The 20,605-nt window shown below is 69.7% G+C and carries 20 protein-coding genes and 1 riboswitch; of the genes, 1 reads left to right on the top strand and 19 read right to left on the bottom strand.

Annotated features, from left to right (window positions below):
* Window positions 1–203: 203 nt before the first annotated feature.
* Window positions 204–449 (bottom strand): hypothetical protein, encoded by a 246-nt coding sequence (locus tag RCAP_RS16680; protein ID WP_013069073.1) that lies wholly within the window; start codon window positions 447–449, stop codon window positions 204–206.
* A gap of 205 nt (window positions 450–654) precedes the next feature.
* Window positions 655–1,053 (bottom strand): hypothetical protein, encoded by a 399-nt coding sequence (locus RCAP_RS16675; RefSeq protein ID WP_013069072.1) that lies wholly within the window; start codon window positions 1,051–1,053, stop codon window positions 655–657.
* Window positions 1,054–1,247: 194 nt separating this feature from the next.
* Between RCAP_RS16675 and phnX the strand changes: the two genes are divergently transcribed.
* Entirely contained in the window at window positions 1,248–2,039 is a 792-nt protein-coding gene (gene phnX, locus RCAP_RS16670; RefSeq protein ID WP_013069071.1) for a phosphonoacetaldehyde hydrolase, read from the top strand.
* Window positions 2,040–2,327: 288 nt separating this feature from the next.
* Here phnX and RCAP_RS16665 read toward each other — a convergent pair whose 3' ends face one another.
* From RCAP_RS16665 to RCAP_RS16585, 17 genes are all read right to left on the bottom strand, one after another.
* Window positions 2,328–3,512, bottom strand: a complete 1,185-nt coding sequence (locus RCAP_RS16665; RefSeq protein WP_013069069.1) for an acetate/propionate family kinase — start codon at window positions 3,510–3,512, stop codon at window positions 2,328–2,330.
* Window positions 3,509–6,076 (bottom strand): DUF3141 domain-containing protein, encoded by a 2,568-nt coding sequence (locus tag RCAP_RS16660; RefSeq protein ID WP_013069068.1) that lies wholly within the window; start codon window positions 6,074–6,076, stop codon window positions 3,509–3,511. The genes RCAP_RS16665 and RCAP_RS16660 overlap by 4 nt, the downstream gene beginning before the upstream one ends.
* A gap of 10 nt (window positions 6,077–6,086) precedes the next feature.
* Window positions 6,087–6,851, bottom strand: coding sequence for an enoyl-ACP reductase FabI (gene fabI / locus RCAP_RS16655; protein ID WP_013069067.1), 765 nt, complete (start codon window positions 6,849–6,851; stop codon window positions 6,087–6,089).
* Between the two features lie 115 nt (window positions 6,852–6,966).
* Entirely contained in the window at window positions 6,967–7,806 is an 840-nt protein-coding gene (locus RCAP_RS16650; RefSeq protein WP_031321637.1) for a LysR substrate-binding domain-containing protein, read from the bottom strand.
* A gap of 144 nt (window positions 7,807–7,950) precedes the next feature.
* Window positions 7,951–8,574 (bottom strand): GntR family transcriptional regulator, encoded by a 624-nt coding sequence (locus RCAP_RS16645; protein ID WP_013069065.1) that lies wholly within the window; start codon window positions 8,572–8,574, stop codon window positions 7,951–7,953.
* 42 nt (window positions 8,575–8,616) lie between these two features.
* Window positions 8,617–9,345, bottom strand: coding sequence for a methyltransferase domain-containing protein (locus tag RCAP_RS16640; protein WP_013069064.1), 729 nt, complete (start codon window positions 9,343–9,345; stop codon window positions 8,617–8,619).
* Window positions 9,342–9,938, bottom strand: a complete 597-nt coding sequence (locus RCAP_RS16635; protein ID WP_013069063.1) for a pimeloyl-ACP methyl esterase BioG family protein — start codon at window positions 9,936–9,938, stop codon at window positions 9,342–9,344. Before RCAP_RS16635 ends, RCAP_RS16640 begins: the two co-directional genes overlap by 4 nt.
* The gene (bioA, locus tag RCAP_RS16630) at window positions 9,938–11,209 is read right to left on the bottom strand and encodes an adenosylmethionine--8-amino-7-oxononanoate transaminase (RefSeq protein WP_013069062.1); all 1,272 of its coding nucleotides are present in this window, start codon (window positions 11,207–11,209) and stop codon (window positions 9,938–9,940) included. The genes RCAP_RS16635 and bioA overlap by 1 nt, the downstream gene beginning before the upstream one ends.
* On the bottom strand, window positions 11,206–11,823 hold the full coding sequence (gene bioD, locus RCAP_RS16625) for a dethiobiotin synthase (RefSeq protein WP_013069061.1): 618 nt from the start codon (window positions 11,821–11,823) through the stop codon (window positions 11,206–11,208). The genes bioA and bioD overlap by 4 nt, the downstream gene beginning before the upstream one ends.
* Window positions 11,820–12,953, bottom strand: a complete 1,134-nt coding sequence (locus RCAP_RS16620) for an 8-amino-7-oxononanoate synthase (RefSeq protein WP_013069060.1) — start codon at window positions 12,951–12,953, stop codon at window positions 11,820–11,822. Before RCAP_RS16620 ends, bioD begins: the two co-directional genes overlap by 4 nt.
* Window positions 12,950–13,897, bottom strand: coding sequence for a biotin synthase BioB (gene bioB / locus RCAP_RS16615; RefSeq protein WP_013069059.1), 948 nt, complete (start codon window positions 13,895–13,897; stop codon window positions 12,950–12,952). The genes RCAP_RS16620 and bioB overlap by 4 nt, the downstream gene beginning before the upstream one ends.
* Window positions 13,898–14,113: 216 nt before the next feature.
* Window positions 14,114–14,800, bottom strand: coding sequence for an adenosylcobinamide amidohydrolase (locus RCAP_RS16610; RefSeq protein ID WP_013069058.1), 687 nt, complete (start codon window positions 14,798–14,800; stop codon window positions 14,114–14,116).
* Entirely contained in the window at window positions 14,797–15,531 is a 735-nt protein-coding gene (locus RCAP_RS16605) for an ABC transporter ATP-binding protein (RefSeq protein WP_013069057.1), read from the bottom strand. Before RCAP_RS16605 ends, RCAP_RS16610 begins: the two co-directional genes overlap by 4 nt.
* Complete coding sequence (locus RCAP_RS16600; protein ID WP_013069056.1) at window positions 15,528–16,511, bottom strand: FecCD family ABC transporter permease; 984 nt, start codon at window positions 16,509–16,511, stop codon at window positions 15,528–15,530. Before RCAP_RS16600 ends, RCAP_RS16605 begins: the two co-directional genes overlap by 4 nt.
* On the bottom strand, window positions 16,508–17,365 hold the full coding sequence (locus RCAP_RS16595) for an ABC transporter substrate-binding protein (RefSeq protein ID WP_013069055.1): 858 nt from the start codon (window positions 17,363–17,365) through the stop codon (window positions 16,508–16,510). Before RCAP_RS16595 ends, RCAP_RS16600 begins: the two co-directional genes overlap by 4 nt.
* 50 nt (window positions 17,366–17,415) lie before the next feature.
* Window positions 17,416–19,266, bottom strand: coding sequence for a TonB-dependent receptor plug domain-containing protein (locus tag RCAP_RS16590; RefSeq protein WP_013069054.1), 1,851 nt, complete (start codon window positions 19,264–19,266; stop codon window positions 17,416–17,418).
* Between the two features lie 125 nt (window positions 19,267–19,391).
* Window positions 19,392–19,586, bottom strand: a riboswitch (cobalamin riboswitch).
* A 19-nt stretch (window positions 19,587–19,605) separates the two neighbouring features.
* On the bottom strand, window positions 19,606–20,502 hold the full coding sequence (locus RCAP_RS16585) for a DUF4198 domain-containing protein (RefSeq protein WP_013069053.1): 897 nt from the start codon (window positions 20,500–20,502) through the stop codon (window positions 19,606–19,608).
* Window positions 20,503–20,605 lie beyond the last annotated feature (103 nt).

The raw sequence follows: 20,605 nt of genomic DNA, 5'->3' as shown, positions 1-20,605 counted from the left end.
TTGCGCAGGTTGTGGCGCCCCGGAACGATCAGCGAGAGCCGCCCATGGCGGTCAACCGCCCGCCGTGGTCTACTTCACCGCAACCCAAACCGATCAGCAGTGCAGGCAGTAGATTACATTGCCCGGAAACCTGTCCAAGAGTCGGGGAAGAGCTCAGCACGGCATAGCGCGGCGACATGACGGTCTTGTTCAAAGGATCGGCGCTAGCGGCGGCGCAGGCATTCCTTCTGGTGACGGCGCAAAAGCTCGGCCATCCTGCGCGCCGAAATCCGGCCATCGCGCTTGAGCTCGACGATCACGCATTCGGTTTCATCCAGCGCGGAGGTCTCCTCCTTCAGCCGCACGAGCATCCCCACGGCGTCCGCGCCGATCGCCTTTTCCATGTCGAGTTTCGTGAGGCGCGCAAACCGCGCCACAAGGTCGGCAACCGAAGGCCGCGGCTTTCTCATCTGACCCCACCAACTGAACTGAACCGTTTCGCCACCCCTTCGCAAACTCTAGGGCCAGGTTCAAGCATCTGTCCAGAAAGAGACTTTTAGACCATCCGCGACAAATGGTCCGGCCGTCCAAAAGACAGGTCTTCGCTTGCAAGCGTGCCGATCTTATGTGCGGGGAAACCCCCCGCTTGCAAAATCGGCACGCTTTTGCGGCGGCTCAGAGGCTGCCTGCGGGGGCCTTCGCGGCGCGCTTGCGGGGCTTTGCCGCGGCGGGGGCCGAATCTGCGGCAGCCGGGTCCTGCGCCGCGGCATCGCTTCCGTCAGGAGCCGGTTTCCCGGCGCCGGTCTCCGCGGCTCCGGTTTCCATCGGGGCCTCGGCCGGTTCGGCGGTCCGCGCCTTTTTCGCCTTCTTCGGCGCGTCGGCCGCAATTTTCGCGGTCGCGTCCTCCTCGATCTGCGCGGATTTTGCCGCGACGAAGGCGCGCATGAACCGGCGCAGCTCGCGCCCGGCGCTGGTGTCGAGCGCCTCGCACAGGGTGAGGAACGCGGTCTTTTCCGCCTTCTCGACCCGGATCACCAATTGGCTTTCCTTCTTCTTTTCCTTGGTCTTGCCCATCGCGGCCTCCTGCAAATGCAACGACAATGCAACAACAGGATCCGCCGCCGCAACGGGATTAATGTAACAATTTCATGTCGCCAAGATGACGGCGTCGCCCCGGCATGCGCGGTTGCGCCGCGGCGTCGCGTCATCTGACTGCCATGAAACGATGTCCCCCTTGTCCGGAACGCCATGGGCTGAGCGGGGGCAGGATGGGCAGGATCAAGGCGGTCGTCTTTGACTGGGCCGGAACGATGGTCGATTTCGGCTCTTTGGCGCCGGTGGGGGCCTTTGTGCGGGCCTTCGCCGAATTCGGCGTCACCGTCAGCGCCGCCGATGCCAGAAAGCCGATGGGGCTGCGCAAATGGGATCATATCGCGGCGATGCTGGCCGAGCCGCAGATCGCCGCGCGCTGGCAGGCGGCGCAGGGGGCGGCCCCCGATGCGGCGGCTGTGCAACGGCTGCATGATGTCTTCGTGCCGATGACTGCCGCAGCGGCGGCCGGGCATGCGACGCTGGTGCCCGGGGCGCTGGAGACGGTGGCGTGGCTGCGCGGCCGCGGCATCAGGATCGGCTCCACCACCGGCTATACCCGCGCGATCATGGCCGAGGTCAGCCCGGTGGCCGCGGCGCAGGGCTATGTGCCCGACACGCTGGTCAGCGCCGATGACCTGCCCGAGGGGCGGCCGGGGCCGCTGATGATGTACAAGTGCTTCACCGATCTGGCGGTGCATCCGCCGCGTGCGGTGATCAAAGTGGACGACACCGAACCCGGCATCGCCGAAGGGGTGGCCGCGGGCTGCATCACCGTGGCGGTGACGCTGTCGGGCAACTATGCCGGGCTGACGGCGCAGGAGATGGCGGCCCTGCCCGAGGCGCGGCGCAACGAGATCCGCCGCCGCGCAAGGGCGGCGCTGAAATCCGCGGGTGCCATGCATGTCATTGATACCGTGGCCGATCTGCCCTCGCTGATCCAGACTTTCGAAACCCGAGAGAGCGCATGAAGGACATCCCCCGTCGAGACGCTTCTGCCCGAGGCCCGGATGCCGCCGATCATCGTCACCTTCCCGTCGCCCGCCGATACGGCCTTTGATGTCGCACGCTTTTATGCGGCGATGACGGCGCGCGGCGTCCTGATCTATCCGCGCAAGCTGGCGATGATCGAGAGTTTCCGCATCGGTTGCATCACCCGGATCGATCCCGAGAGGATGAGCCGCGTCGTCGTGGCGGTCGAGGAAACGCGGCAGAAGCTGGGGGGCGCTCTGCCACCGTCTCGGGTGTCAGCGCGCCCTTCATGCCACGCTCCTTTCGCCGATGCCCAGCGCTGCGCGGGCGGCGCGGGCGATCACCAGCTCTTCGTTCGTCGGAATGATCATCACGCTGGTGCGGGCGAAATCCGAGGAAATCACCGTCGCGTTTGCGCTGTTGCGGAGGTGGTCGATCTCGATCCCCATCCAGCCCAGCCTTTCGCAGATCCGCTCGCGGATCAGCCGCGAGTTTTCGCCGATGCCGCCGCAAAAGACGAGCGCGTCGATCCCGCCCAGCGCTGCCGCCATCGCCCCCAGCTCGCGCTGGGCGCTGAAGACGAAATAGTCGATCGCCTGCCGCGCTTCGGGCGTGTTCGCGGCCTCGAGCGCCCGCATGTCGCTTGAAAGGCCGGAAATCCCCAAAAGCCCCGAGCGGCGATAGAGCAGGTCGGAAATCTCGTCGCCGCTCATGCCGCGGTGCTGCATCAGGTAAAGCAGAACCCCCGGATCGATCTGGCCCGAGCGCGTGCCCATCGGCAGCCCGTCGAGCGCCGTGAACCCCATCGTCGAAGCGATCGACCGGCCGTCTTGCAGCGCGCACATCGAGGCGCCATTGCCCAGATGCGCCACCACCACCCGGCCTTCGGCCAGCTGCGGCGCGATCTCGCGCAGGCGCGTGGCGACATGATCGTAGCTCAGCCCGTGAAAGCCGTAGCGCCGCACGCCCTGATCATAGAAGGCGCGCGGCAGGGCAAAGGCATCGTTGACCCAGGGGTGATGGCGGTGAAAGGCGGTGTCGAAACAGGCGACCTGCGGCACCCCCGGAAAGGCCGCCATCGCGGCGCGGATGCCCGCCAGATTGTGCGGCTGGTGCAGCGGCGCGAAAGCGGCAAGGGGGTCGAGCAGCGCCAGGATGTCTTCCGTCACCGTGACCGGGGCGCTGAAATGATCGCCGCCATGCAGGACGCGGTGGCCGATGCACAGCAGCGTCAGATCGGGATGCGTGCCGCGCAGGCTGGCGACGACGGTTTGCAGCGCGGCTGCATGCGTCGAAAGATCGCCCGCGACGGTGGGGATCTCCTGCCCGAACGGCCCCTTGAGGCGAAAGACCGCCGCGGGGCCGATCGCATCGACCAGACCCGTGGCCATCGGCCGGTCGCCGGTCAGCGGATAAAGCGCGAGCTTGAGCGAGGAGGAGCCGGCATTCAGCGTGAGGATCGCCTGCGTCATGGTTTGCGCTCCTGCGGGGCCGCGCCATGGCTGCCGCGACGGGCCGGGCGGGGGGTGGCATCGGGTTCGGAAGGGGCTGCGCCAAGCTCGGGCCGGGGGGCAAGGGGCGCAAGGGCCACGGGCAGCGCATCCGACATCTGCGGAGACGACGCGGCGGGCAGGGGAACGGGGGGCGGCAGCGAAAGCGGGTCCTCGGTCACGTCGCCGCTCAGCGGCTCCAGCCCCAGCACGGCCTCGAACCGCGCCAGCATCGCTTGGGTTTCGGGCGACATTTCCGCCACCGCGCCGGGGATGTAGCGCACCACCCGCAGCGCCAAGGCCCGGTCCTGCGCCCCGGGCAGAAGCTTCGGCAGGGTCTCGACCGCGCGGTCGGGCTCGAAAGTGGCGATCAGGGTCTGCTGATGGATGATCAGCGCGCGCTGCTCGGCCCCAAGGCCGCGGAAGGGCGCGTCGCGCGTCAGCACCCGGGCCGAGCGTTCCAGCCGGTCGCGCCGCACCTGACCGCGGGTGTCGGCCAAAAGCACCAGCATCCGGATCACCGCCTCGACGAAGCCGCCCTGCTCGATTGCATGCAGCGCCGCGACGACCTCGGGCAGGGCCCGCAATTCTTCCTGACTTTTCAGGGTGCGGCGGGATTCGTGCTTGGCGCCGAAGGCCCGTGCCCAGGGGTTGCCCCAAAGGCTGTGAAAGGCCAGTTCCGCCGCCATGTCGCGGCTGTCGCGCCAGAAGTCGATCATCTGCTCGGTGCCCTGCACCCAAAGCGCCTCGGCGGCCAGAAACGGATTGGCGGGATGCGCCTTGGTGCGGACCTTGCGGACCTGCTCGGCCGCCTTTTGCAGCGGCGCCGTGGCCGGATTGCGCGAGGAGATCAGCGCCCGCGACAGCCGTTCGGGATGCAAAGCCCGGCTCAGTTCCGCCGAGGTTTCGGTGACAAGGCTGCGCAGCACCGGGCGCAGCAGGGTTTCGTAAAGCTGCGCCTGCACCTCGGAGACCCGGGCGACGGCGGCAAAGGGCCGTTCGTCCGCCTGCCCGTCGTCAAGCGCGCGGATGTCATCAAGCGTGCGTTCGCAAAAGCCCACGGTGAAATGCTTGCGCCCGTCGGTTTCGGTCACATCCTCGATCGTCATTTCGTAAAGCCCGGGGGCCAAGGCCTCGATCGTCTTCAGCGTCGAGGCAACCTCGGAATGTTCGCGATTGGCGATCTTCGATGAGACGAAGATGCCCAGATGGCCGACTTCCTCATGCACCATGTAGACGATGCGCTGGCCGCGGATGCGGATTTCGGCGACATCGGCATAGGTCGCGACGATCCAGTTCAGCGCCTGTTGCGGCGGCGTGATGCTGTCGCCGTGGCTGGCAAAGACGATGATCGGCGCCCGGATCGCCTTGAGATCGACCGGGCGGCCGGGCTCGATCCGGGCCTCGTTCTTCACCAGCCGGTTGCCGACGAAAAGCTGCTCGACGATCCAGCGGATTTCGGGCTCGGCCAGCAGGAAGAAGCCCCCCCACCAGCGTTCGAAATCAAGGAATGCCGCCTCGGCCGTGTCGATGTCGCGGTAAAGATCGGTGTATTTGCGGAAAAGCGTGCGCGACGGGTTGAGCAGCTCGAAATTCGCCACCAGATGCGCGCCGTCAAACACCCCGCCGCCCAGATCCGAGAGCATCATCGGAATCCAGGTGCCGCCCGCCAGCCCGGCATTGTAACGCATCGGATTTTCGCCGACGCGGCCCGACCAGGGGGCGACCGGGGCGCCGTTGATGACGACCGGCCCGGTCAGATCGGGGTTCATCGCGGCAAGCAACAGGCTCGCCCAGCCGCCCTGGCAATTGCCGATCACCACCGGACGGGCGCTTTCCGGATGCAGGCGCATCACTTCGCGCACGAAGGCGGCCTCGGCGCGGGTGACATAGGACAGGAATTGCCCCGGTTCGGGGGCACGGCGGAAGGCCACGAAATAGACCGGATGGCCCGCGCGCAGGGCCACGCCCACCTGACTGTCGGTCTTGAAGCCGCCGATGCCGGGGCCATGCCCGGCGCGCGGGTCGATGATCACATAGGGGCGACGGCGCGGGTCGATCTGCACGCCCTCGGGCGGCAGGATCCGCAACAGCACGTAGTTCGAGGGCAGGGGCAGGTCGCGCCCATCCATCACCTTTTCGGTCTCATAGACCAGAACCGGCGGGCAGCCCTCGGCCTCGTGCTCCAGAAAGATGTCGCCGCGCCGGCGCAACGCGTCAAGGCTCAGCACCAGCCGCTCGGCCGCGTCGCGCTGATATTCGACCCAGGCTTCGAAGACCGAGCGGCTCTCGCCGTTCTGACGAAAGGCGTCGATGATCGCTTCGGCCTGTTGCATCGCCTCTCCCAGCCGGGCCGCATGGCTGTGGACGATCCGGCCGCCGTGCCGCTGCAGCGCGGTCGCCAGAATCTCGCCGGTCTCGGCCGTGCCCTCCAGCTCCGCCGCCGCCGTGGCGATCTGGTGCCGGGCCAGCCCCAGAAGGTCGTCGGCGGGGCCGGGCAGGGCATCGGCGCGGGCCGGATCGGTATAATCGAAAACGCTGACCATGATGGCCTCCTCAGGCGGTGATGGAATAGCCGCCGTCGATCTCGTGGATCCCGCCGGTCAGGTTCTTCGCTTCGGGCGCGGCCAGAAAGGCGGCCATCGCGCCGATATCCTCTATCGTTGCAAGCTGATGGGTGGGCGCGCGCTCGGCCGCCTCGGCCATCATCTCGTCGAAATGATCGATGCCGCTTGCGGCGCGGGTGGCCAGCGGCCCGGGCGAGAGCGCATGCACCCGGATGCCCTTTTCGCCCAATTCGGCTGCGGCATAGCGCACGGCGCTTTCCAGCGCGGCTTTCACCGGCCCCATCAGGTTGTAATGCCGCACCACCCGGGTCGAGCCGAAGAAGGACACCGAAAGACAGGTGCCCCCCGCCGTCATCAGCGGTTCGGCCAGATGGATCATCCGCAGGAAGGAATGCACCGAGGTGTCCATGGCCAGCGCGAAACCCTCGGAGGAGCAATCGACGACCCGCCCGTGCAGATCGGCCCGCGGCGCGAAGGCGATGGAATGGACCAGCGTGTCCAGCCGCCCCCAGCGGTCCGCGATCGCCTCGAACACCGCCGCAAGCTGATCGGGCTCGGCGACATCGAGCGGCATCATGATTTCGGCCTCAAGGTCTTCCGCCAGCGGGCGCACATGCGGCTCGGCCCTGTCATTGAGCCAGGTGACGGCCAGATCGGCGCCCTGTGCCCGCAAGGCCCGGGCAATGCCGAAGGCGATCGACTGTTCGTTCGCAATTCCGACGACGAGCGCCTTTTGCCCTTCCAAAGAAAACATCGGCGAACCTTTCCGTTCAGAGGTCATTATCACGCTGCGCCCGGGTCGTGACGGGAAAATATCGTGGCGGTGACAGAAAAGAATCTGCGGTGCGGCAATTTCGGGGGTGGTGGCTTCAGCCCGCCGCTTCGCGGCCGATCCAGTCGCAAAAGACGCGGGCCTTTCGGGGGGCATCGGACCGCCGGACCGCCACATAGGAAAGCCCCGAGGGCAGGAAGCCGAAGGGCGCCACCAACCGCCCCGCGGCAAGGTCGTCGGCCACATGCGGCTCGGGGGCGATCGCTATGCCAAGCCCCGCGGCGGCGGCCTCGAGCAGGAAGTAGAAATGTTCATAAGCGGTGCCGCCCTCGGGCACCGCGACGCCGCTGCGGGCGCCCCAATCGGCCCAGGCGCCGGGCCGGGTGCGGGCCCAAAGGCGCGGCGCGCGGGAGAGATCGGCAGGGCCGCGCAGCGCCAGCCTCTCGGCCAGCGCGGGCGAGAGGACCGGGCCGAACCGCTCGGCAAAAAGCGGGGTGACATGGGCGCCCTCGGGCAAGTCGTGGTCGGTCACCCGGATCGCCACATCGTAACGGCCCCGGCTGAAATCGCAGGGCGCATCGGATTGCGTGAGCCGCACCTCGATGCCGGGATGGGCGGTGGCAAAGCGGCCAAGCCGCGGGATCAGCCAGCGCAGGGTGAAGGTGCCAAGGCAGGAGACATCGAGCACGCCCCCCGCATCCGCCCGCAGCAGGTCCACGCCCGCCTCGATCTCGCGAAAGCCGCGGGAGAGGCGCCGGGCCAGGGCGGCGCCCGCCTCCGTCGGCACAAGGCCGCTTTGGCTGCGCATCATCAGTGGCGTGCCGAACGTGTCCTCCAACAGCCGCACCTGTCGGCTGATCGCGCCATGGGTCACGCCCAGCTCCTCGGCGGCGCGGGTCATGCGGCCGTGACGGATCGCGGCCTCGAAGGCGCGCAGGGCGGTGAGGGGCGGCTGCCGGTGCCGAGGCTCGTGCCGCTTGACCTTGCGACATGGCGCGCGCGCGAGGGGGGCGAGGACAAGGCCGATCAGGTGATCGCCGTCGCGCCGGAGATGCCGGTGGCGGCAACATCCGCCAGCCGATCAGGCCCTGGGATCAAACACCTGGCTCAGCCGTTGCAGGTGGCGCTCGAGGATCGCGGCCGCGCCCTTGGCGTCGCGGCGACGGATCGCGGCGATGATGCCGTGGTGATCGGTGTCGATCCGCGGCCGCCACCGCGACCGATAGTGGACAAGGATGTAACGGGCCGCAAGATTTTGCATGTTCTCGACCGTTTCCAGCAGACGTGGCATCTCGCAGGCCTCGTAGATCTGCATGTGGAAGGCGCGGTTCATCTCTTCCCAGGTGTAGATGTCCGGCGCCTGATCGCAGGCCTCGCGCAGCCGGTCGGCCTCGCGCACCTGCGCCGGGGTCAGGTGCGGGACCGAATGCAGCAGCGTCAGCGGCTCCAGCGCCAGACGCATCAGCTTCAGCTCGCGCTGCGCCAGCGGGTCAAGCGGCGCGACCTGCACGCCCTTGTTGTGCTGCGACACCACCAGCCCGCGCGCCGCAAGCTTCAGCAGCGCCTCGCGCACCGGAACGTGACTGACGCCGAATTCCGCCGCCACATAATCCTGTCGCAGACGCTCGCCCGCGCTCAGCTCGCCGCGGATGATGCGGCGGGCGATTTCGTCGGCGATCAGCTGCGGGGTGGGCGAGACGGGCATGAAAGGCGGGAACCGAAGGGATTTTCGCGGCACGAAGGCCGATCAGCACCTGCGCGCAATACAGTAAGACGGGCGATAGGTCAAAGTTGTCGGCCCGGCCCGATTCATCTGCCGCATCAGCGCGCGCAGGCGCGGCACCGTCAGATGCCCCGCCCGCAGCCCGTTCACCCCCGTCGCCCGCAGATGCGCCATCAGCGCCCGGGCATCGGGAAAGGCGCGCGGCAGGCTCTCGTCCCAGGCATCAAGAACCTGCATGCCCGCGGGCAGATCGGCGCAAAGCCCCGCCGCATCGCGATAGGCGGGCGCCCCGGGCGGCAGGCCCAGCCCGGCCAGTTCGGGGAAATTCCCCGGCCCGAAACTGCTGACCGCCAGAATGCCCCCCGGGCGCAGCGCCTGCGCGGCCCGGTGCAAAAGCGCCGCCGGATCGGCAAGCCATTGCAGCATCGAGGCCGAGGCGATCAGGTCAAGCCCGGCGGGAAAGCGCAGGGCCGCGGCATCTCCGGGCAGCGCCTGCACTTTCGTCGCGGCGGGCCAGGACATCTCGGGCAGCGGCGCGACAAGATCGTTGAGCCAGATCTCATCGGGGGCAAGCCGCGCAAGCTGGCGTGTCAGAAACCCGGTGCCATGGCCCAGTTCCAGGATCCGCGCCGCGGGGGCGATCCGCGGCGCGATCCGGGCCGCCAGCCGGTCGGCGATCTGCGCCTGCGCCGTGGCGGCGGTGTCGTAACTTGTCAGATGGCGGGCAAATCCCGCGGCGATGCGCGGGATCATCCGGTGATCTCCTGCCAGTCGCGCCAGCGCGCAAAGGGGCTGTGGCCGCCCGCGATCCAGTCGATCTCGGCGCCTGGCCAGGCAGCGGCCATCGCGGCCCGGGGAAAGATGCGGTCTCCGGTCGCGGCAAGGATGCGGTCAAAGGCCGGGGCGGGGGCGGCCGGGCGGCCGGCCAGCGCGCGAAGTTCGGCGGCCAGCGCGGGGATCTCGGCCCCGGGCGGGACGGCGGCCCCGGCGCGGCGGGAAAATTGCCCAAGGCTTTGCGGGCTCAGCCCGGCAAGGGTGGCGTCATAGATCGCCGGGCCGATCACCGCGCGCGGATCGGGGGCGCCGCAGATCGCTACGGCCCGCTTGGGCCGCAGCCGCGGCAGATGCCGGGCGGCGACGGCGACGCCCATCGAATAGGCGACGACACTCAGGCGCTTGCCGGGCGCCCAAAGCGCCTCGGGCAGGGTCTCGTCGCGATAATCCGAGAGCACCAGAACATCCGCCGCGCCGCTCAGATGCCGAAACGGATCAAGCCCCACCGCCCAGCCCGCAAAGACCAGGATCAGATCCGCGCTGCCCCGCCGCTGCAACCAGTCTGCCCGCATCACAGCCCCCCGGCGATGGTGCGCATGGCGGCCGTCACGCGGCTCAGATCGTCCGGCCCGATCGTCAGCGGCGGCATCGCGTAAAGAACCCGGCCGAAGGGGCGCAGCCAGACGCCGGTTTGCGCGCAAAAGCGGTGGATCGGCGCCAGCGGCAGGGGGGCTTTCATCTCGATCACGCCGATGCCGCCGAGGCAGCGCACATCGGCCACGCCCGCAAACCCGCGTGCAGGCGCCAGCTCCTGCGTCAGCTGCGCCTCGATCCGGCGGGCCTCGGCCGACCAGTCGTGGCCTTGCCACAGATCCATCGCCGCCGCTGCCACCGCGCAGGCGAGCGGATTGGCCATGAAGGTCGGCCCGTGCATCAAGGCGCCCACCCGCCCGGCCAGATCGCGGGTTGCGACCGTCGCGGCAAGGCTCATCATGCCGCCGGTCAGCGCCTTGCCCAGACAGAGGATGTCGGGCACCACCCCGGCCCTGTGCAGCGCGAAATCGCTGCCGGTGCGGCTGAAGCCGGTGGCGATCTCGTCGAAGATCAGCGCGATGTCATGGCGGTCGCAAAGCGCCCGCAGGCCGCGTAGATAGGCGGGGTGATGGAAATGCATGCCGCTGGCGCCCTGCACGATGGGCTCGAGGATGAAGGCGGCGATCTGCGCGCCGTGCCGCTCGAACAGCGCTTCGACCTCGGCCAGCCCGTTCCGCCGGTCGTCCTCGGGCCAGTCGGCGCCATAGGCCACCGGCGGGCGGGCAACGAAATGCTGCGGCGCGATGGCGCTTCCGAAATGGGCATGCATCCCGGCCTCCGGGTCGCAGAGGCTCATCGCCGTCCAGGTGTCGCCGTGATAGCCGCCGCGCGCCGTGGCCAGCCGGGTGCGCCCGCGCCGCCCCTGCGCCAGCTGCGCCTGAACCGCCATCTTCACCGCCACCTCGACCGCGACCGAGCCGCTGTCGGAATAGAAAACCTGATCCAGCCCCTCGGGCAGGGCCCTGACCAGACGGCGGGTCAGTTCGATGGCGGGGCGATGCGTCAGCCCGCCGAACATCACATGCGGCAGGGTCGCGGCCTGCGCCTGCAGCGCCCGCACCAGCGGTTCGGGCGCATGGCCGAAGGCCGCGCACCACCAGGAAGACATCGCGTCGATCATCTGCCGCCCGTCTTCCAGCGTCAGCCAGATCCCCTTGGCGGCGACGATCTTGTGCTGCGGTGCGGCGGTGAACCGCGCCGTGTAGGGATGCCAGACATGGGCGGCATCAAAGGCCAGATCGTCGGTCACAGCGCCCCCCGGATCGTCGTCAGGTCGATGCCGCGAAAGGCCGCGGCCAGCGTCGCGCGGCTCAGATCGGGCAGCTGCGGCAGACGGCCAAGCGAGGGCAGACCGGCCAGACGGCAGATCGTGTCCTGACTGTCGCGGACCTCCGCACCGATGAAAGCCAGGCCCAGCACCGGCACGCGGCGGGCGCGCAGCGCCTCGATCGTCAAAAGGCTGTGGTTGATCGTGCCAAGCGCCGTGCGCGCCACCACGATCACCGGCGCCTGCCAGTCCGCCATCTGATCGGCGTAAAGCCTGCGCCCTTCCAGCGGCACCAGCGCGCCGCCCGCCGCCTCGATCACCAGCGGGCCGGGCAGATCGGGCAGGGGCATCGGCGCGATCTCGACCCCGTCCCGCGCCGCGGCAAGATGCGGCGAGGCCGGGCTGCGCAGCCGATAGGCCTCGGGCAGGGTCGGGCAGCCGGTCAGCCGCGCCACCGTCTCGCGGTCGGTCTCTTCCTCCAGCCCGGCCTGAACCGGTTTCCAATAGGTCGCCTGCAGGGCCAGCGTCAGCCCGGCGCTGAAGACGGTCTTGCCGACGCCGGTATCGGTGCCGGTGATCACCAAGGCAGAGGTCATCGCAGCCCCCCGATCCGCAGGCTGGCCAGCGCGTCGAAGAGCGCGTCGATATCCGGCACCTGCAGCCCGCCGGTCAGCGAAAGCCGCAGCCGCGCCGTGCCCTTGGGCACGGTCGGCGGACGGATGGCGCGCAGATCGAACCCCGCTTGGTGCAGCGCCTGCGCGGCCTGCAACGCGGCGGCATCCGTGCCCAGGATCAGCGGCAGGATCTGGCTTTGCCCGGCCTCCCAGCCGATCTGCGCCGCACGGTGCCGCGCCCGTGCCCGCAGCGCCGCCGCATGGGCGCGCAGCCCGGGTCGCGCGGGCAAAAGCCGCAAGGCCGCCCGCACCGCCGCCGCCAGCAGGGGCGAGGGCGCGGTGGCATAGAGGAAGGGCCGGGCGCGGTTCACCAGCGTCTCGATCACCGCCCGATCGGCACAGATCAGCGCCCCGCCCGCGCCCAGGGCCTTGCCGCAGGTATGCACGACGATCAGCGCCAGATCGCCCGCCTCGGGGGCCAGACCGCGCCCGTCGCGGCCGTAAAGCCCGGTCGCATGCGCCTCGTCCAAAATCAGCACCGCATCTTCGCGCCGCGCAAGGGCGACGAAATCGTCCACGGGGGCGAAATCGCCCTCCATCGAATACAGCGTCTCAAGCGCGATCCAGACCCGGCCGCGCTCGCCCGCCGCCCGCCAGAGCCGGATCTGATCGGCGGCATCCTGCGCGTCATTGTGGCGAAAGCTGCGTGCCTCGGCCGAGCCCAGCCGCAGCCCCTCATGCGCGCTGGCATGGATCAGCACGTCATGCAGCACCAGATCCCCGCCATCGGCAGCGTCGCAAGAGACCGCCTGATTGGCCTGAAACCCGCCGCCCATGAAAAGACAGGCCTCGGCACCGAAAAAACCGGCGGCCTCTTGCTCCAGCGCGCCAAATTCCGGGTCATTGCCGCGCAGAAGCCGCGATCCGCCCGCCCCCACCGCAACCCCGCGCGCCAGCGCCTCGGCCACCGCCTGCGCCAGATCCGCCGAGGCCCGCAGGCCAAGGTAATCGTTCGAGGCGAAATCAAGCCCCCGTGCCGGGGTCAGCGCCCGCGCCCGCCCGCGTTCGGCCAGCCGGGCCAGACGCGCGGCATGACGGGGATACCGGCTCATGCCGCATCCCCGCAGGGCCGCGGCGCCTCGGGGCGCAGGCCGAGCTTGGCGAAAAGCCGGGCATCGGCGCTGTCATCGGGGTTTTCGGCGGTCAGCAGCGTGTCGCCGACAAAGATCGAATTCGCCCCGGCAAAGAAGCACATCGCCTGCAATTCATCCGACATCGCGCTGCGCCCGGCGGAAAGCCGCACGTAGGATTTCGGCATCAGGATGCGGGCGGTGGCGATGGTGCGGACCATCTCGATCGGGTCGAGCGGCGCGGCATCGGCCAGGGGCGTGTCGGCCATCGGCATCAGCATGTTGATCGGGACCGATTGCGGCGGCTCGGGCAGATCGGCCAGTGTCTGGATCATGCTGATGCGGTCATCGGCCGTCTCGCCCATGCCGACGATCCCGCCCGAACAGACATTGATCCCCGCCGCGCGGACGCGGTCGAGCGTCTCCAGCCGGTCGGCAAAGCTGTGGGTGGAGATCACCGAAGGGTAGAACCGCTCCGACGTATCGATATTGTGGTTGTAGTAATCCAGCCCCGCGGCCTTCAGCTGCCGCACCTGCCTGTCATCCAGCATGCCCAGCGTCATGCAGGTTTCCAGACCGAGCGCCTTCACCCCCTCGACCATCGCCAGCACCGCGGGCATGTCGCGGTCCTTGGGCGAGCGCCAGGCCGCGCCCATGCAATAGCGGGTGGCCCCCGCCTCCTTGGCCTTTTGCGCCTCGGCCAGAACCTTCTGCACCTCCAGCAGCTTCGCGGCGGGCAGCGTCGCGCCGTTGCGCCGCGATTGCGCGCAATAGGCGCAATCCTCGCCGCAGCCGCCGGTCTTGATCGACAGAAGCTTGGCGCATTGGATGCGGTTGGGGTCGAAATTCTGCCGGTGCACGCTTTGCGCCCGGAACAGAAGATCCATCAGCGGCAGGGTATAAAGGTCTTGGGCTGTGCTGTGCATGGCGATCCTCTTGGCTGTCGCGGTCAGGGGATCGCAAATCCGCCGCGGCCTCAATTTTGAAAGCTATCTATGATCCGGTCGCGGGGCCGCGACTGTCTTTGCCCTGTTTTCAGGGGCTTGGACGTTTTTGGGCCGGAAACTCCGGCGAAAGTTCCGCGCCCGCCGGACTATAATATATGATCCGCGGACCGGACCCGGCCGGGCGGGCGCGGCTTTCTATCCGGCGCAGGGCCGCCGGTTTTCTTCCATCCAGTCGCGGGCGCCGCAGCCAACGGCCTGCAGGACGGCGTGGCCGATCGCCTCGCCAAGCGCGGTGTGCAGCCCGGCATGGGCTTCACGGCCCGGGCTTGCGGCGATGGCGATGCAGTCGGTGCCGGTGCCGGTGGCGCGGCCGGTGGGCAGATCAAGCCCCACCGCCATCACCGCCGCCGTGCGCGCCTGCGCCACAAGGCTCAGCGCCTCGATCTGCGCGGCTACCGTCAGGCCGTGGCCGGGCAGGGTGGAGGCGATCCGCAGCGCCAGGTTGATCGTGCCATAGCCCGCGGCCTCAGGGTCGCGCGGCGGCAGGCGGTGCCCGACCGCTTCCGCATTGCCCAGCCCCACCGTTGCCAGCACCTCCACCGTCCAGTCCGCCACGGTGCAGCTGGCGCGGGTGACGCGACGGATATCGCGCGAGGTCAGCATCGCCACCGCATCCTGCAGCCCGCGCTCGGCCAGCACGGCGGCAAACCACGGCCCGACATCCAGCCCCGGCGGCAGATCGGCGTTGCGCACTTCGCGCCAGACGATCTGGCGCGCGGTGACCAGACCGGGCCGGTGCGGCGCAAAGGACAGGACCTGCAGCGGCGCCCCCAGATCGACGACCAGCCAGGGCGGCTGCAGCCGGACCTGCAGCGGCGTCATGGCGCAAGCCCGGCCAGAGGTTGCACGATCAGCCCGCCCTCGGCCTCGGCCAGATGGCAGCGGATGGCGAAGACCTCGCGCAAAAGCGCGGGGGTCAGCACGGCGCGCGGCGGGCCGTCGGCAACGATCCGGCCCTGATGCAGCACCCAAAGCCGGGTGCAATGCCGCGCCGCCAGCCCCAGATCATGCGCCGAGGCGATCACCGTGCGGCCCTCGGCGGCAAGGCTGGCGAAAAGCGCCATGCAGGCGATCTGATGCGCCGGGTCAAGGCCCGCGATCGGCTCGTCGGCCAAGAGAAGTGGAGTGTCCTGCGCCAGCGCCCGGGCGATCAGCACCCGCGCCTGTTCGCCGCCCGAAAGCGCCGTGGCCGGGCGCTGCGCCAGCGCCGTCACATCCATCCGCGCCAGGGCGGCGGCGACCTGCGGCGCATCCTCGCGCCCGTTTTGCGCCAGCGCCACCAGCGCCGCGACGCGCAGCCCCCAGGCGATCTCGCGCTGCTGCGGCAGCCAGGCGGCGGCGCGGGCGCGGGCGCGCGGCGACAGCTGCGCCAGCGAGGATTGGCCCCGCGCCGCGATCAGCCCCAGTGCCGCGCGCAGAAGCGTCGATTTCCCCGCGCCGTTCGGACCGATCAGGCCGATGAACTCGCCCGGGGCCGCCTGCAGGCTGGCCGGATGCAGGCTGACCCGCCCGCCCCGCTGCACCGTCAGATTGTCCAGTCGCATCAGGCTCATGGCTGGCCTCGCATCCGCCAGATCAGGTTCAGGAACACCGGCGCGCCGACCAGCGCCATCAGAACGCCCAGCTTCAGATCCTGCCCCGGCAGCACCTTGCGCACCGCGATATCGGCGATCAGCACCAGCACCGCGCCGCCCAAGGCCGCCGCGGGCAAAAGCCGCGCCGGGCTGGCGCCGACAAGGGGGCGCAGCAGATGCGGCACGACAAGGCCGACGAAACCGACCGTCCCCGCCACCGCCGTCGCCGCCCCCACCGAAGCCGCCGTGCCCAGGATCACCGCCAGCCGCAGCCGGGTCAGGTCGATGCCCATCGAGGCGGCGGCCTCCTCGCCGAGCGTCAGCGCGTCAAGGCCGCGGCCGGTGCGGGCCAGAAGCAGGCCGCCCGCCGCCATGAAGGGCGCGGCGATCGCGACATGGGTAAAGGAACAATCGGCCAGCGACCCCATCATCCAGAACACGATATCCTGCGCGGCAAAGGGATTGGGCGAGAGGTTGAGCACCAGCGAGGTCAGCGCCGAGGCCAGCGCCGAAAGCGCGATCCCCGCCAGGATCAGCGCCAGCGTGCCGCCGCGCCCGGCCAGAAACAGGATCGCACCGACGCCGATCAGCGCGCCCAGCAGCGCCGCCAGCGGCAGCGCCAGCGCGAAGCTGGCGGCAAGCCCGGTCTGCAGCGCGATCACCGCCCCCAGCGCCGCCGCGGCGGAAATGCCGATCACCCCGGGTTCCGCCATCGGGTTGCGCAACAGCCCCTGCATCGCCGCGCCCGAAAGCCCAAGGCTTGCCCCCACCATCGCGGCCAGGATCGCCCGCGGCAGCCGGATTTCCCGCATCACAAGGCCCAAAGGCCCCTCGCCCCCGGTGAGAAGCGCCCTGAGCGCGGTCAGCGGCGCCACCTCGGCCACGCCGGTCAGCAGCGAGGCGACAAACAGCGCGACCAGCGCCATCCCAAGCCCGATGTGCAGCGGTCTTTCGGTCATTTCATTCCCCCAAGCCGTTCGGTGGCATCGAGAACCGAAGGCAGGCCGCAGATCCAGTCGCGGTCTTCCACGGCGGCGCGGCGGCCGGTCAGCGCGCGCAGGGCCGGATGGGTCAGCGGTGCCTCGGCGCGCGACGACCCGGGGCCGATCCGCCCGGTCACCACCAGATCGGGATCGGCCAGAACCAGCGCCTCGAGCGGCAGGGTGCTGCCCTGCGCCCGCCCCATCCGCGCGGCCAAACTGTCAAAGCCGGCGGTGGTCAGGATTTCGCCCGCCAGGCTTTGATGGCCCGACATGTAGCCCTGCGCCGACCAGGTGGCGGCGAGCGGCCGCGGCCCGGGCAGGCTTGCCGCGCGGATCCGCGCCAGCCTTGCGGCGAAAGCGCCGGCCATCGCGGCGGCCTCGGGCTCGCGGCCCAGCAAGGCACCCATCCGGGCGATATCGGCCTGCATGTCGGCAAAGCTGTCGGCGGGCTCGAAGACCGCCACCGGAATGCCAAGGCGGCGCAGCATCGCCACCGTCGGCTGCGCGGTATAACGCCCGGCCAGCACCAGATCGGGATGCAGCAGATAGACCTCTTCGGCCTGACCGCGGTTCGCGGGATAAGCCCTTGCGGCTTCGGCCATCACCGAGGCGGCGGGATCGCGGGCCAGACGGGTGACCGACACAAGCTGCCCCGGCGCGGCCAGCATCATCGCCAGCTGATCGGTGCACAGGTTGATCGAGACGACACGGGCGGGCGCCGCCGCAGCGGGCAGCGCCAGCGCCGAGAGCAGCGCCAACCCCGCGGCCCAAAGGCGCTGGCGCCGCCGGGCGGGCGGGCGGATCGGCAAGGGGGCTGGCTGCGCCGTCATCTCATTCCATTCCAAAACGCGCCGGAGGGCCCGCCTCCGGCGCGGCACCGTCAGAATTTGGTGCGGACCCCGAGGTAAAGCGACCGTCCCGGCTGACCGAAGTTCCGCGCGGTCTGATAGCTTTCGTCGAACAGGTTCTCGACCCGCAGGGTGGCCTCGGCGGTCTCGGTCAGCGCATAGGACATCGACAGCGTCGCCACCGTGTAATCCGACATCTTCTGCTGCATCGTCGCATAGGGGAAGCTGGAATAATCCACGTATTCATCCCACAGACCGGCCACATGGGTGACGCTGAACCGGGCGTCGAGCCGCGCGCCGATCCGGCCATCGACACCGAGCGTCAGATTGTGCCGCGGCGACCGGGCCCCGCGCCGTTCGGCCGTGCCCTCCCGCACCGTCACGTCGGTATAGGCATAGGCGCCGAACAGCGACCAGTTCGCCCCGATCGCGGCCTTGCCCGCCAGCTCGATCCCCTTGCTTTTCGTGGTCCCGGCCTGCTGCACATAGGTAAAGGTGTTGCTGTCGAAGGTGATCTGATCCTCGACCCGGGTGTCAAACAGCGTCGCCGAGATCGAGCCGCCCGCCAGCATCCGCTCGGCGCCGATTTCGAAGCTGCGGCTGGTTTCGGGCTGGAAGGTCGGCTTGCCGTAGCTGCTCCAGAGTTCATAGGGCGAGGGGGCGCGGAAGCCGGTGGCGGCGACGGCGCGCAGGACCCAGTCGGCATCCGGGCGCCAGGCCAGCGCCAGACGGCCGCTGTCATGGCCGCCAAAAAGATTGTGATCGTCGTGGCGCAGCGCAAACGACAGGTCCAGATCGGCGCGCGGCGACCAGAGCGCCTCGGCAAAGGCGGCGGTGGTGCGGATGCCGTTCGCCGTGGTGGACCAGGACGAGGCGACGGAGAAATCGTCCTTTCCGTGTTCAAGGCCCCAGTTCAGCGACAGCGTGTCCCGCGCCGACCAGCGACCGGCATAGGCAAGGGTGTCGCGGTCGGAAAGGAAATGGGTGTCGCTGCCGTATTCGTGGACATCGCGTTCGGTGCGGGCGCGGGCCAGCGACAGCTCGTGCCAGACCGCGCCGGTGTCGAATTGCGCAAAGACCCGCCCGCCGCGCAGGCGGCTGTCGGACCGGTTGTCGGCATCGGCGCCGGTGTTGTCAAAGGCGACAGAGGTATCCTGCACGAGCGCCGCCGCCCCGATCGTCAGGCTTTCGGTCAGCGCATGGCGGGCAGAGGCGTTGATCTGCGTGCCGTTGAACCCGTCTTTCTCGGTGCCCAGCGCATAGGCCGAGATGCCATCGGTCACGGTGCGGCTGGCGGTCAGCGCCAGTTCGGTCCGGTCCGTCTTCAGCCCGACCGAGGCGCTGCCGCTGCGGGTGTCCCGCGACCCCGCCTCAAGCGCGACCTGGCCCGAGCTGCCCTCGGTCTCGGGGCGCCAGCTGGTGATGTCGATCACCCCCGCCACCGCCTCTGAGCCGTAAAGCGCCGATTGCGCGCCGCGCAGCACCTCGATGCGCGACAGGCCCGCGGTGGTCAGCCCGCCGAAGGAATAGGACACCTGCGGGTTCGCGGCATCGGTGACGTTGATGCCGTCGATCCGGGTGCCCAGGTAATAGGCGGGCAGGCCGCGCACCCGCAGCGAGGTCTGGGTGCCCAGCCCGCCGTTCGCGCTCAGCGTGATGCCGGGCAGGGTGGAGAGGTAATCGGCAAAGCCGAGCGGCGCCTTTTCGATCTCTTCGGCGGTGACGACGGTGACGGTCGCGCCGGTGCGGCTGAGCTTGACCGGCTCGGAGGAGGCGGTGACGGAAATCGTGTCCAGATCGGTGATCTCCTCCTGCGCCAGCGCGGGGGCGGCGGCAGAGGCGAAAGCGGCAGAGAGCAGGGCAAGACGCGACAGAGGCGGCATCGGACAGACCTTCGGTTCGGGCAAGACGGCCCGGCATGAGAGATGTCACGGAAAAGCTGGGCTTTCCGCAGACGGCGACAGCTCACCTCTGCGGACAGACCGCTCCCGTGGCGCCCCTCGCGCCCGGGTGGGTGATCGTCCAAGCAGGTCTCCTGGCTCACGGGTCTTCGCTTCGTCGGCCTTCCCGGGAAATCCCAGTGGCATGTCGACGTCGCTCGCCGCTCACAGTTGCGGGGGCAGCCACGGTCTGGGCCCGGGGGCCGTTCCGTGTTCCCTTTCAATCCGACCCGCAGGCCGGAACTTGGACGGGACACAACCAAGACGAAATCCCCCCGCAGGTCAAGCGGTGCTTTCCCGCGGCCGCGGTTCGGGCGCCGGCACCGGGGCGACCTCCCCCGGCACGGCGGCTTCGCGGTGAGGGGGCCGGACGGCGGCGGTTTCCCAAGCCATTGCAAGGGCTTCGCTCTCCTTTCCCGTGCCCTGGCCCGGGCTGCCGAAGCGCTGCCAAAGCGTGGTGACATGTCGCACCGGCCGCAGCCCGGACCAGCCGATCGGCCCCGTCGCGGTGATCGCCCAAAGCCCGGGCGCGGGCAGCGAGACCCGGAACCGGCCCTCGCGGTCGGTTTCGGCGACGATCCAGAGCGGCGCCCCGTGGTCGGGCAGGGCTTGCACCTGCGTGCCGACGGGTTCCGCCCCGACCCGTTCCAGATGCACCGTCGTCGCCGTCAGCGGATGCCCCTGCGCCAGCACCCGCGCCGAAAACCGCATCCCGGGCAGGAACCCGGGCGAGAGCAGGTCGGGCAGGATCTCGACGGCGAGGCCAAGCGGCTCGGGGGTGGCGGTCGCGGCGCCGCGCAGGACGAAACAGGCGGCCGCATGCTGCACCAGCCCGCGGCCCTCGGGATCGCGCCCGACCGGGGCCTCGGCGTGGATCCGGTGCAGCCCCGGCGCCGACAGATCGACCCGGGTCCGCCAGGCGCGCGCGGCATTGCCCGCGCCCTGCAGCAGATCCGCCGTCAGCCCGGAGGTCAGATCGGTGCGGCGGGCGCCGTGCTGGTGAAACACCGCAAGCGGCGCGGCAAGGTCAAGCACCGCGCCGCCGCCCAAAGGATCGCCGAGGGCAAGGGTCAGGACGCCGCCCGTCTCGGGCAGATGCGCCATCAGCCCCGGCGTGGCGGGGCGGGGGATCGACAGCAGCGCGCGGGCGGCGGCCATCAGGTTTCCGTGCAAGAACATGGTCGTTTCCTTCCGGGGCGCGGTCCGGGGCAACCGGCCGCAAGACGCGAAAGGACGAAGGGATGTGGCCCCGGAGGGCCGGGCAGAAAGCCGGGCCCCGGGG

It is taken from the genome of Rhodobacter capsulatus SB 1003 (assembly GCF_000021865.1).
Lineage (GTDB): Bacteria > Pseudomonadota > Alphaproteobacteria > Rhodobacterales > Rhodobacteraceae > Rhodobacter > Rhodobacter capsulatus_B.
The sequence above is the reverse complement of the archived record's forward strand: the minus strand, read 5'-3'. Positions and strand labels throughout refer to the sequence as shown.

What these genes read in the sequence shown, in the direction of transcription:
- RCAP_RS16680 (WP_013069073.1), bottom strand. Translation starts at nt 449, where the DNA reads ATGAGAAAGCCGCGGCCTTCGGTTGCCGACCTTGTGGCGCGGTTTGCG.
- RCAP_RS16675 (WP_013069072.1), bottom strand. Translation starts at nt 1,053, where the DNA reads ATGGGCAAGACCAAGGAAAAGAAGAAGGAAAGCCAATTGGTGATCCGG.
- phnX (WP_013069071.1), top strand. Translation starts at nt 1,248, where the DNA reads ATGGGCAGGATCAAGGCGGTCGTCTTTGACTGGGCCGGAACGATGGTC.
- RCAP_RS16665 (WP_013069069.1), bottom strand. Translation starts at nt 3,512, where the DNA reads ATGACGCAGGCGATCCTCACGCTGAATGCCGGCTCCTCCTCGCTCAAG.
- RCAP_RS16660 (WP_013069068.1), bottom strand. Translation starts at nt 6,076, where the DNA reads ATGGTCAGCGTTTTCGATTATACCGATCCGGCCCGCGCCGATGCCCTG.
- fabI (WP_013069067.1), bottom strand. Translation starts at nt 6,851, where the DNA reads ATGTTTTCTTTGGAAGGGCAAAAGGCGCTCGTCGTCGGAATTGCGAAC.
- RCAP_RS16645 (WP_013069065.1), bottom strand. Translation starts at nt 8,574, where the DNA reads ATGCCCGTCTCGCCCACCCCGCAGCTGATCGCCGACGAAATCGCCCGC.
- RCAP_RS16640 (WP_013069064.1), bottom strand. Translation starts at nt 9,345, where the DNA reads ATGATCCCGCGCATCGCCGCGGGATTTGCCCGCCATCTGACAAGTTAC.
- RCAP_RS16635 (WP_013069063.1), bottom strand. Translation starts at nt 9,938, where the DNA reads ATGCGGGCAGACTGGTTGCAGCGGCGGGGCAGCGCGGATCTGATCCTG.
- bioD (WP_013069061.1), bottom strand. Translation starts at nt 11,823, where the DNA reads ATGACCTCTGCCTTGGTGATCACCGGCACCGATACCGGCGTCGGCAAG.
- RCAP_RS16620 (WP_013069060.1), bottom strand. Translation starts at nt 12,953, where the DNA reads ATGAGCCGGTATCCCCGTCATGCCGCGCGTCTGGCCCGGCTGGCCGAA.
- bioB (WP_013069059.1), bottom strand. Translation starts at nt 13,897, where the DNA reads ATGCACAGCACAGCCCAAGACCTTTATACCCTGCCGCTGATGGATCTT.
- RCAP_RS16610 (WP_013069058.1), bottom strand. Translation starts at nt 14,800, where the DNA reads ATGACGCCGCTGCAGGTCCGGCTGCAGCCGCCCTGGCTGGTCGTCGAT.
- RCAP_RS16605 (WP_013069057.1), bottom strand. Translation starts at nt 15,531, where the DNA reads ATGAGCCTGATGCGACTGGACAATCTGACGGTGCAGCGGGGCGGGCGG.
- RCAP_RS16600 (WP_013069056.1), bottom strand. Translation starts at nt 16,511, where the DNA reads ATGACCGAAAGACCGCTGCACATCGGGCTTGGGATGGCGCTGGTCGCG.
- RCAP_RS16595 (WP_013069055.1), bottom strand. Translation starts at nt 17,365, where the DNA reads ATGACGGCGCAGCCAGCCCCCTTGCCGATCCGCCCGCCCGCCCGGCGG.
- RCAP_RS16590 (WP_013069054.1), bottom strand. Translation starts at nt 19,266, where the DNA reads ATGCCGCCTCTGTCGCGTCTTGCCCTGCTCTCTGCCGCTTTCGCCTCT.
- RCAP_RS16585 (WP_013069053.1), bottom strand. Translation starts at nt 20,502, where the DNA reads ATGTTCTTGCACGGAAACCTGATGGCCGCCGCCCGCGCGCTGCTGTCG.